Origin of the sequence: Daeguia caeni, assembly GCF_042653845.1 — a bacterium.
Taxonomy (GTDB): domain Bacteria; phylum Pseudomonadota; class Alphaproteobacteria; order Rhizobiales; family Rhizobiaceae; genus Brucella; species Brucella caeni.
Genome location: NZ_JBHSEL010000024.1, coordinates 1 through 6,845 on the forward strand (window position 1 = coordinate 1; position 6,845 = coordinate 6,845).

Below are 6,845 nucleotides of genomic sequence, written 5' to 3' on the forward strand. Positions count from 1 at the left end.
ATCTGATCCTCCGTAGTTTTTGTAAACATAGAGAATCATAAACTACTGAAATCGCTCAACTTAATTTTCGGTCGGGCTCTCAGAGCCATCAATTTTATTGCAGAGATCCTCTGTTGCATAGGCAAAGGATGTGTACTGCATTTTAAGCCTTATCTACCAACGAGCCAAACGAAATGGATCAATCAAACGGATACCCATATCCTTAACTCCAACGATATGACAGGGCTCGTACATCGAGCGCGTAAACGGACCTCTTCGCAGCCTTTTTGCATATCTGGTTATTACGTTGCCATTTCCATCGCAGGAGTAAGTCCCGCCTAGACTCAGGCCTCATTGATCACAGCCAGAAGATGACAGCTGCTGCGATACAGATTGCAAGAAGAAGGCATGAGCGCATCGGTCTTAGCGGGGCGCAATGCGTCTCCAATCCCTGAGTCTGGCGAACAGGTTCTCGACCTTGTGCCGCTGGCGGTAGAGGGTCGTGTCATAGTCATACGGGACTTTGCGGCTTCGGCTGGATGGGATACACGGCTCGATGTCCCCTGGCTTCCCAGCCCCTCGCTGAACCACACGCTGTCCTATCCACGATCGGCAATCAGGTGAGATGCCGGCGGCAGCGCATCAAGCACGAGACGAGCGCCTTTGGGTCCCTCATCTGGCCTTCCGACAACAGCAGGATGATCGGCCGTCCATCCTGGTCACAGACGGCATGGAGCCTGGAGTGCAGGCCACCCTTGGCGCGCCCGATACGACGGGGAGCATCCCCTTTTTAAGCAGGTTCGCCGCGGGCCGTGAGCTTTCAGGTGCCTGGCGTCGATCATGATGCGCTCCGCTTTCGGCCCTTCGCCGGCGAGCGCGGCGAGATGCGGTCGAACACATCCATCCTGCTCCAGCGGATGAAGCGGTTGTAGAGCGTTTTGTGCGGGCCGTAGTCAGCCGGCGCGTCCTTCCACTGGAGACCGTTGCGGATCACGTAGACAATCCCGCTGACCATCCGCCGGTCATCACCCCGGGGAACACCATACGACAGCGGAAAATGCGGCGATATTCGAGCCATCTGCGCGCGCTCAGCAGAAACAAACGACTGGCTGAAAATGAACCGAGCAATGCTTGAGCAACAGGCTATTGTCCAGACTGGATAAATCCCTGCTCTTTGCGAAGAACCAACTGAAATTGCCGGATATGCGGAGTAAGGCTTTTCAGATCACCACTATCAAGCCATGACGTAAAAATTGCTTCGGGCAAAATCCATGTCTGAAGCCGGTTTGAGGTGTTTTCCACTCAAGATCGTCACAGCAACTAAACTCAATAACATATCTGTTTTCATATAATATTTTTATCAATATAAAACAATGTATTATTTGAACATACTTTGTGGAGGCCCCTGCTTGATCTGATCCAGACAAATAGACATTGGCAGCTTCTGGAATCACAGGCAATATCTATAACGCTGCATTAAAGGCCAAGAGAGCTAGCACCTCTCCCCTACCCCCTGAATGTGGCTGTGTAAAAATGTCGGAGATTTTCACCTCCGACATCTTGCGTGTTCAGATCAAGCCTTCTTCTTTAAGGGCTTTTTGAACTGCCGGCCGGGCAATGACACGTTCGCGCAGTGCCACAGCCTTTGGATAGGCGCTGATATCAACATTCACGATTGCGGCCCACCCCAGAACAACGGAAACATATGCATCGGCCTGCGTAAAATCCTTACCCAGTCAATAATCATTCTCTGCCGCAAGCATAGCTTCCAGTTGATTCAGTCGACGGTGAACAGCAGCCACAGCCGCTGCCTTTACTTCATCGCTGGCATTGGGTGCAAACAGACCGCCAAAGGCAGAATGCAGATCACTACAGAAACCAAGCGCTTCCTGCAGCCGCGCACGTTCAATACTGCCATAGGCAGGTTTGAAGGCTGCAACGTCAGAGTGATCGCCTATATATTGCAGAATTGCAGCGTTCTGGGTGAGCACAACACCCGGCTCGATTTCAAGAGCAGGCACAGCGCCGCGCGGATTGATTTTCAGATAATCTGCACCACTGGCAGTTTTCTTGTCCTTGATATCAACCGATTCCAGATCATACTCGAACCCGGCTTCGCTCAGCACAATGTGTGGCGCCAATGAACACGCCCCTGCTTTATAATATAATTTCATGGCATTCTCCGATGGAACTTACAGCGCATCGTTCTTATCAGCTTTGCATTGACTTTCAATTCCGTTTGCTGTGCTTCAACCAGCTGAAACACTGTTCACACAAGGCGCAGAACTCATTCATTGCATCCAAGCCCTCACCGGCTTAGTGATAAAACAAAGAAATGCTGGATGTTTTCGAACCCCTTCGACCAATCAGGACAAGCGTCAGCCTGTTGTCATTGTTCCACTACCGAACAACCGATATCTTGTGCGACCCATGCGACCGGCCTGCCATCCCTGCTCATCTGTCAGAGCCACCTCCAGCAAATGAACATTTCCATAGCCCAAGACACAACCAGACAGCAATCGCCATCGGCAATCGAACGACAGGCCCTCAGCCTTCTAGGCGTCACTGTCAAACATGAAAGGACTTCATATCCAATTACCACTCCACCTCATGAAGTCCATATCGTTGTCATCCGTACAAGATAATAAAAACTCTTTAATTTCAAATAGTTAAATGATGATACAATTTTTGCAGATCATGGAATGCAACCTATAGCAACACCCCAGACAAGCGTTAACCTTTCGTTAACTTTAAACTTGTTGCGAAAGCACAGGAATCGGTTCATAAAGTATCGATATTTTCGCGACACAATCACGAAAATCGCTACTCAAGGGCTCTGTGTATGGATATCGCTTTAATGCAGAAGCAACATTTTGCCAAAACCATCCTGGCACAAGGCGAAGAGATTTCAAATCGCCTCGACAATTTGCGTATTCAGAAATTTCCACCCAATGCGCAGAAAACCTTGCGTTCGTTTTCGATTGCCGAAGTCTCGCATTTTATCGGTGTATCCCAGAGCTACATCAAGAAACTTCACCTTGAAGGCAAGGGCGGCGTTGAGCCGGCAACGTCCGCCACAGGTCGGCGTTCCTACACGGCCGAACAAATGCACGCGCTGCAGGAATATCTGGAGCGTTCGCCGCGTCGTCGTCCCGGCGAGCCACTCAAGGTGATATCGGTTGTCAATTTCAAAGGCGGCTCTGGCAAAACCACAACGGCTGCCCATCTTGCCCAGCATCTGGCTCTTACCGGACACCGGACGCTTGCCATTGACCTTGATCCGCAGGCATCATTGACGGCGCTGCATGGCATCCAGCCTGAACTGGACCGCAACATGTCCTATTATGACAGCCTGCGCTATGACGACGAAAGAAAACCTCTTGCCGACGTCATCCGGCGAACCAATTTTCCGTTGCTGGATATTGTACCTGCCAATCTTGAGCTGCAGGAATATGAATATGACACACCGCTTGCCATTCAGCAGAACCCTGCAACCGGACGGACCTTCTATACCCGTATTGGCGAAACGCTTGCTCAGGTTGATGACAGGTATGACGTTGTGGTTATCGATTGCCCGCCACAGCTTGGCTATTTGACCCTGACCGCACTGACAGCATCTACATCCGTGCTCATCACGGTTCATCCACAGATGCTTGATCTGATGTCCATGTCGCAATTTCTGCTGATGCTCGGCGGCATTTTGTCGACGATCGAATCTGCCGGCGTAAAGGTTGAGCTCGACTGGTTTGCCTATCTGGTCACCCGCTATGAACCGACTGATATTCCGCAGGCACAGATGGTTGGCTTCATGCAGTCCATGTTTGTCGAAAACATGCTGAAGAATGCAATGGTCAAGTCCACCGCCATTTCCGATGCTGGCTTGACGAAACAGACACTCTACGAAGTTGAGCGCAGTTCCATGACGCGCGCAACCTATGACCGCGCATGGGAAGCACTTGAAGCAGTGAACTCGGAAATCACGGACCTTATTCATAAATCGTGGGGTCGACATTGATTGTCAGCCGTACAAGCCTTGAAAAGGCAAATGAAAACAGGCAACTAACGCGAACAGGATAGCGAAATGGCACGCAAGGACGTTCTCCTCGGACTGACTTCCCCCGCACCGGAGCGGGACAAGAATAGCGGGACATCGAGTTATGCAATGCGTGGCGCGACCAAATCCATGCTGTCTTCCATTGGAGAATTGTCTGCTCAGGCCGCCCGCGCAGAAAAGCTGCTTGAGGGCGCCGCCGTTGTTGAACTGGACCCTGCCCTGGTTGATACGTCCTTTGTTTCTGATCGCATGCCAGGCAATGACGAAGCCTATGCTGAGCTTCTCGAAGCCATTCGTGAACGCGGTCAGGATAGCCCGATCCTTGTACGACCGCATCCCAAGGATGAAAATCGCTATATGGTCGTTTTTGGTCACCGGCGCCTTCGTGTTGCCAAGGAGCTGAAAAGGCCGGTCAAGGCGGTTATCAAGAAGCTTGACGATGAAGTGCATGTTATCGCGCAAGGCCAGGAAAACAGTGCCCGCGATAATCTTTCATTCATCGAAAAGGCAGTCTTTGCGCAAAAGCTGACGGATCTGGGATACAGCCGCGAAACTGTGCAGGCTGCTCTCTCAACGGATAATCCGATGCTGACGCGTATGCTTTCTGTCACCAAGCGCGTTCCACAGGCCATTATCGATGCTATCGGATCATCAAAAAATGTCGGGCGTGACCGTTGGATTGATTTTGCAGCACACTATAAGAAAGCGAATGGGGGAGGGCTTGATGCTTTTATTGCAAGCCCGGAATTTACCACGATTGCTTCATCCGATGATCGGTTTACCAAGGCTTACGCCTATCTGAAGGCACAAAACAAACCCGCACCAAAGAAGGTTAGACTGCCGTCAGCCGCGACTTCCTGGAAGTCGAATGATTCTGCCGTTTCGTTGACGATCAGCTGGAAAACAAAAAAGACGCAGCGAGACGGATCGAACCCAAATGTCGAGCCATTCAGTGCTTGGCTAACAAACCGTCTGGATACTCTTTACGAAGAGTATCAGCAAAAGCAAAGCAACACAGGAGACTGAACCGCAAAAGAAAAAGCCCCCACAAATGAAATGTCGTGAGAGCCTTTCAAAAGTCTTGAACACCTTCTGAATCGCATTTTCACGAATCACTGTCAAGAGTCTTTGGCGTCGTTTTGGCGGGTGGATTTCTTTTGCTTCTGAAAAGGTGAAAGAAAATGCAATCGCTGGAAAGAATTGCGTCTGTCATCGGCAGGCGAATGGGATCGTTTACCCAAAATTCTGCAAACCTGAAGAGGGCAAGAGAGGATAGGGGCGTCAATCGATGGGCCTTGTACAAGCAGCTTTGCCTAGCCAAATCCGTTTTCAGGCTGAATGACCGCAGCCTTGCTGTCTTAAGCTCGCTTCTGTCCTTCCTGCCAGAAGATGAGATCAGTGCGAAGAATGGCCTGATCGTCTTTCCATCAAACCGGCAGCTTTCGCTGCGTGCACATGGTATGCCGGAATCGACTTTGCGCCGTCATCTTGCAGCCCTGGTTGAAGCGGGCTTCATTGAACGTAAGGATAGCCCCACACGCAAGCGCTATGCACACAAGGACAAGGATGGCAGTATTGAGCTTGCCTTCGGCTTTTCCTTTGCACCATTGCTGGCCCGTGCCGAAGAAATTAGTGCTGCCGCGGAGACGCTCATCAATGAACAAAAACGCCTGAAAAGGCTGCGTGACGAGTTGTCCGTCTGCCGTCGTGAAATCACCATGCGGTTTGAAACCATTCCCGCTGAAGCACGTTCCCACACACTTCAGGCATTGTTTTCCCGTTTTCGGTCGATCGTCGATGCCATTCCACGCCGCGCGAGTGCAGCCGATCTTGCCGCGATCAGGGCGGAACTCGACGCACTCTGCCATGAACTCGATAACTACTTGAATAATAATGAAAATGTTCAATTTTTAAGCGGCAACGCCGCCCAAAATGAGCGGCAGCATAATGAATCCTTGACAGAATCCCATATTGAATCAGAAAAAGAAAAATCAATTGATTTGAAAGATCCTTATCCTGGCTCATCGCAGCAGCAAGAAAACCAAATGCCAAGGCCATCCATGTCTGAGATTCCGCTCGATATGGTTCTCAGAACATGTCCGGATATTTGCGACTATGCACCAAAAGGCATTCATTCATGGCGCGATCTGATTGAGGCAAGTGCTATTGTGTCCAGATTTCTTGGCATAACCAAATCTGCATATCTTGAAGCAAGTCAGGTCATGGGCGCTGAACGTCTCTCATCCCTTATTGCCTGGATCTTGCAAAAATCAGCAAGCATTCAATCACCAGGTGGCTATTTGCGAGCGCTCACCGAAAAGGTGAGGGAAGGGAAATTTACATTTACTTCTCCATTCATGGCATTGCTGTCGGCAAACAACATCTGCTTACAGCATTAACGAAATTGCAATGTGTTGAGAGGTTTTCTGCAGTGACAGGACGTTTACTCATCATGCAAAGAGACGAGCGGGCGGATATAAAAGGCGCGCTCGACTTATGCCATGCCTCTATGTCCGACTCGGCTTTCCATTCAGAGACTGATATCCATGGCCCTCTTTGCAGAACATTTCAAAGAACGATGTTTCTGTTTTGCTCTTTATGAAACAGAGATCATCTGGTCAGCAAAACTGATAACATCTCCATCATCGTGGTAAGAGAAGTTACATGCCGCTCTTTCTGTTGTCGGAAGAGACAGCTTATCTATACTGACGACAGATGATACAATCTTCTTGACCTGCCCCCCGGAAGTTCCCTCGCTGTGATGTAGAGTCTGCCGAACCTGAGAAGGAGCAGACGACATGAGGAAAAGCCG

4 protein-coding genes and 2 pseudogenes are annotated in these 6,845 nt (G+C 50.1%); 3 read left to right on the forward strand and 3 right to left on the reverse strand.

Features of this window, described 5'->3' with window-relative positions; genetic code table 11:
* Positions 1 to 337: 337 nt before the first annotated feature.
* Both ACFO1V_RS02310 and ACFO1V_RS02315 read right to left on the reverse strand, forming a co-directional pair.
* Positions 338 to 1,057: pseudogene (locus ACFO1V_RS02310) on the reverse strand (IS5 family transposase).
* Positions 1,058 to 1,547: 490 nt separating this feature from the next.
* A pseudogene (locus ACFO1V_RS02315) lies at positions 1,548 to 2,153 on the reverse strand (glutathione binding-like protein).
* A 668-nt stretch (positions 2,154 to 2,821) separates the two neighbouring features.
* Between ACFO1V_RS02315 and repA the strand changes: the two are divergent.
* The 3 genes from repA (at position 2,822) to repC (ending at position 6,432) form a co-directional block, all read left to right on the forward strand.
* The gene (gene repA, locus ACFO1V_RS02320; RefSeq protein ID WP_374834572.1) at positions 2,822 to 3,994 is read left to right on the forward strand and encodes a plasmid partitioning protein RepA; all 1,173 of its coding nucleotides are present in this window, start codon (positions 2,822 to 2,824) and stop codon (positions 3,992 to 3,994) included.
* Positions 3,995 to 4,060: 66 nt separating this feature from the next.
* On the forward strand, positions 4,061 to 5,059 hold the full coding sequence (gene repB / locus ACFO1V_RS02325; protein WP_374834574.1) for a plasmid partitioning protein RepB: 999 nt from the start codon (positions 4,061 to 4,063) through the stop codon (positions 5,057 to 5,059).
* A gap of 155 nt (positions 5,060 to 5,214) precedes the next feature.
* Positions 5,215 to 6,432 (forward strand): plasmid replication protein RepC, encoded by a 1,218-nt coding sequence (gene repC / locus ACFO1V_RS02330; RefSeq protein WP_374834576.1) that lies wholly within the window; start codon positions 5,215 to 5,217, stop codon positions 6,430 to 6,432.
* A gap of 197 nt (positions 6,433 to 6,629) precedes the next feature.
* Here the strand turns inward: repC and ACFO1V_RS02335 are convergent.
* Positions 6,630 to 6,845: hypothetical protein (locus tag ACFO1V_RS02335; protein ID WP_380075046.1), on the reverse strand; the 216-nt coding region annotated here is incomplete at its 5' end.